Consider the following 2,508-nt stretch of genomic DNA (forward strand, 5'->3'; position numbering starts at 1 on the left):
GGTGCCCGGCCGCGCACACCCGGCCGGGCACCAGGAGCTGGCGTCGCACGTCCTGCTCCTGCCCTTCGTGCCGGACGACGTGCGGCGCGCCTTCACGGCGCGGCTGCTCGATCCCCTCCGCGACTACGACCGGCGCCACCGCGCCGAGCTGATCCCGACCCTTGAGGCGTTCCTCGACTGCGACGGCTCCTGGACCCGGTGCGCCGCCCGTCTGCACCTGCACGTCAACACGCTGCGCTACCGGGTGGGACGCATCGAGCAGTTGACGAGTCGCGATCTTTCCCGCCTGGAGGACAAGCTCGACTTCTTCCTGGCGTTGCGCATGAGCTGAGGTCACGAGGGTGCGCGGCAGATGGCACCAAGTGCCTTCGCCGCCGCACCCCTTGTCCCACGACTTTGTGAAATCCTTCACCCACCCCCTTGGCCGGGCGAGTGCATTCGTGCTGAGATGCCGCCACCACTCAACAGCTCAATGGCGTGCTCGGGGAGGGCAACGTGGCGCATACCGCCATGTCTGGTTACGGGACGACTGCAGGGGACGATCCACTCCAGACCGCGGTGTGGCGGCTGCGCTCGCGCGCCTGCTGGGCCGACGCGGCGGCGCTCCTCGAACCGCACACGGCATCGGCCGCGCTCCAGCGGGCCTCGCTCCTCGTCGAGCGGTGCCTCTACACCGAGCAGGGCTGGGCGGACGCGGAGGACGCGCTGCGTACGGCGGAGGCGCTGGCCCGGTCCGACGACGGGCGGGGCGCCGCGGCGTGCGAGCGCGGGCAGCTCGCGTACGCGTCCACTCTGCTCGCCGTCCGCGACCGGGCCGACGAGGCACGGGCCGCGCTGGGCCGGGCCGCCGCACTGATCGCGCCCGGCGCTCCGGGCCGGGCTCTGCTCGACTTCCGGCGCGGGCTGCTCGCCGAGAACCTCGCCCACTCCCCGCAGTCCGCGCGCGCCGCCTATCGCCGCGCCCACGCAGGCGCCACCGCCCAGGACGACCCCCTGCTGCTCTCCTTCACCTGGCGCCACCTCGCCGGACTCGCCCTGCGCGAGGGCGAGTTGGTGGAGGCACGACACGGCTTCGGTGAATCCCTGCGCATCCGGGAGGAGTTGGGCTATCTGGTGGGCACGGCTCCGGCGCTGGCCTCCCTGGCCGACGCGGAGACCGAGCCGGAGGCCTCGCGCTTGCGCGCCGAGGCGGGACGTCTGTTCCGTCTCCTTGGAGGCGTACCGACCTGGCTGGCGGACCAGTTGACTCCGCCGGCGGCAACCGCCTGAGCCGTGTGGCTGCCGCCGGCTGATGTGGCATGTGCGGGTGCGTGGGGGCTGGTCGCGCCCCGCGGCGCAGCCGCAAATGTCACAGCCCCGCGCCCCTTGAAGGGGCCTGCGGCCGGCGGAGTCTCACATGCTGACGAAGTGTTCCCGCAGCAGCGCCTCGACCGCCGACAGGTCCTGCGCGGACAGGGCGTCCAGAAGGGCAAGATGCTGCGCCGCGTCCGCCATCAGCTCAAGGCGGGCGCGAGCGGTGGGGCTGCCGCCGAGGGGCCACTGCGCACGCCGGTGAAGTTCGTCCGCGATACGTACGAGCTGCTCGTTGCCCGCGAGGTCGAGGATCGCCCGGTGGAAGGCGCGGTCGGCCTCGGCGTACGTCGCCCGGCAGCCGACGGCCGCAGCCCGGGCCGTCTCCTCCGCGAGGGGCCGCAGGTCCTCCCAGTCGTCGGCCGGCAGGGCGCGGGCCAGGCGCAGCATCACGGGCGCCTCTATCAGCCCGCGGATCTCGGCGAGTTCGGCCAGCTCGCGGGCGCCGCGCTCCACGACGCGGAAGCCCCGGTTCGGTACGACCTCCACGGCGCCCTCGGTGGCGAGTTGCTGCATGGCCTCGCGCACGGGTGTCGCCGAGACACCGAAGCTCTCGCCGAGCGCGGGGGCCGAATAGACCTCACCGGGGGCGAGTTCGCCGGCCACGAGGGCGGCCCGCAGGGCGTCGAGGATCTGGCCGCGGACGGAGGCTCGCTGAATCGCGGGGCGGGGGGACCCGGACAGGGAGGGGGGCGCGGAAGACGTACGGGCGGCGGGGACGCCTCGCGAGCCGGATCCACTGCGTGCGCCGGATCCACCACGAACGCCGGATCCATCACGTGCGCCTGATCCATCGCGAACGCCGGGGCCGCCGGGCGCCGCCGGTGCGCTCGGCGCTCCGAGTCCTCCGGGAGTGCCGTGGCTTCCAGGTCCCCCGAAGCCGCCAGGAGCGGCGGGGGCTCCGGAGGTCCCGTGGTGCCAGGGGTCTCCGAGGGCCTCGGGGGCGGCCGGGCGGCCGGAAGCGGCCGTCGAAGTCCGGCGTGCACCAGTTCCCGGCGCGTCCGCCGAGGCCGGGAGCACCTCGCGCGTCACCCTCGGCTGCGGAATCGGCGTCTCGCTGTGCGTGTGCTCCCCGCGAGCCGTGTCCTCGGGGGGAGCAGGAGCGGCGGCGGGAGCCGAAGCCGGGGTGCCGGGTGCGGCGGCGTCACGGGGGGCGTC

At 74.4% G+C, this 2,508-nt stretch carries 2 protein-coding genes and 1 pseudogene; 2 read left to right on the forward strand and 1 reads right to left on the reverse strand.

Annotated elements, in window-relative coordinates; all coding sequences use genetic code 11:
* Together O3Q52_RS51865 and O3Q52_RS51870 are read left to right on the forward strand one after the other, a co-directional pair.
* Window positions 1-331, forward strand: a 331-nt coding sequence (locus tag O3Q52_RS51865; RefSeq protein WP_269655364.1) for a CdaR family transcriptional regulator, incomplete at its 5' end; no start/stop codon positions are given.
* 164 nt (window positions 332-495) lie between these two features.
* Window positions 496-1,269: a hypothetical protein gene (locus tag O3Q52_RS51870; protein WP_269655365.1), complete on the forward strand. Its 774-nt coding sequence runs from the start codon at window positions 496-498 to the stop codon at window positions 1,267-1,269.
* A gap of 123 nt (window positions 1,270-1,392) precedes the next feature.
* On the opposite strand, the pseudogene O3Q52_RS51875 reads toward O3Q52_RS51870, so the two are convergent.
* Window positions 1,393-2,022, reverse strand: a pseudogene (locus tag O3Q52_RS51875) (GntR family transcriptional regulator); the annotation flags it as partial.
* Between the last annotated feature and the right edge of the window lie 486 nt (window positions 2,023-2,508).

Source organism: Streptomyces sp. ActVer, from assembly GCF_027270795.1.
GTDB lineage: Bacteria > Actinomycetota > Actinomycetes > Streptomycetales > Streptomycetaceae > Streptomyces > Streptomyces umbrinus_A.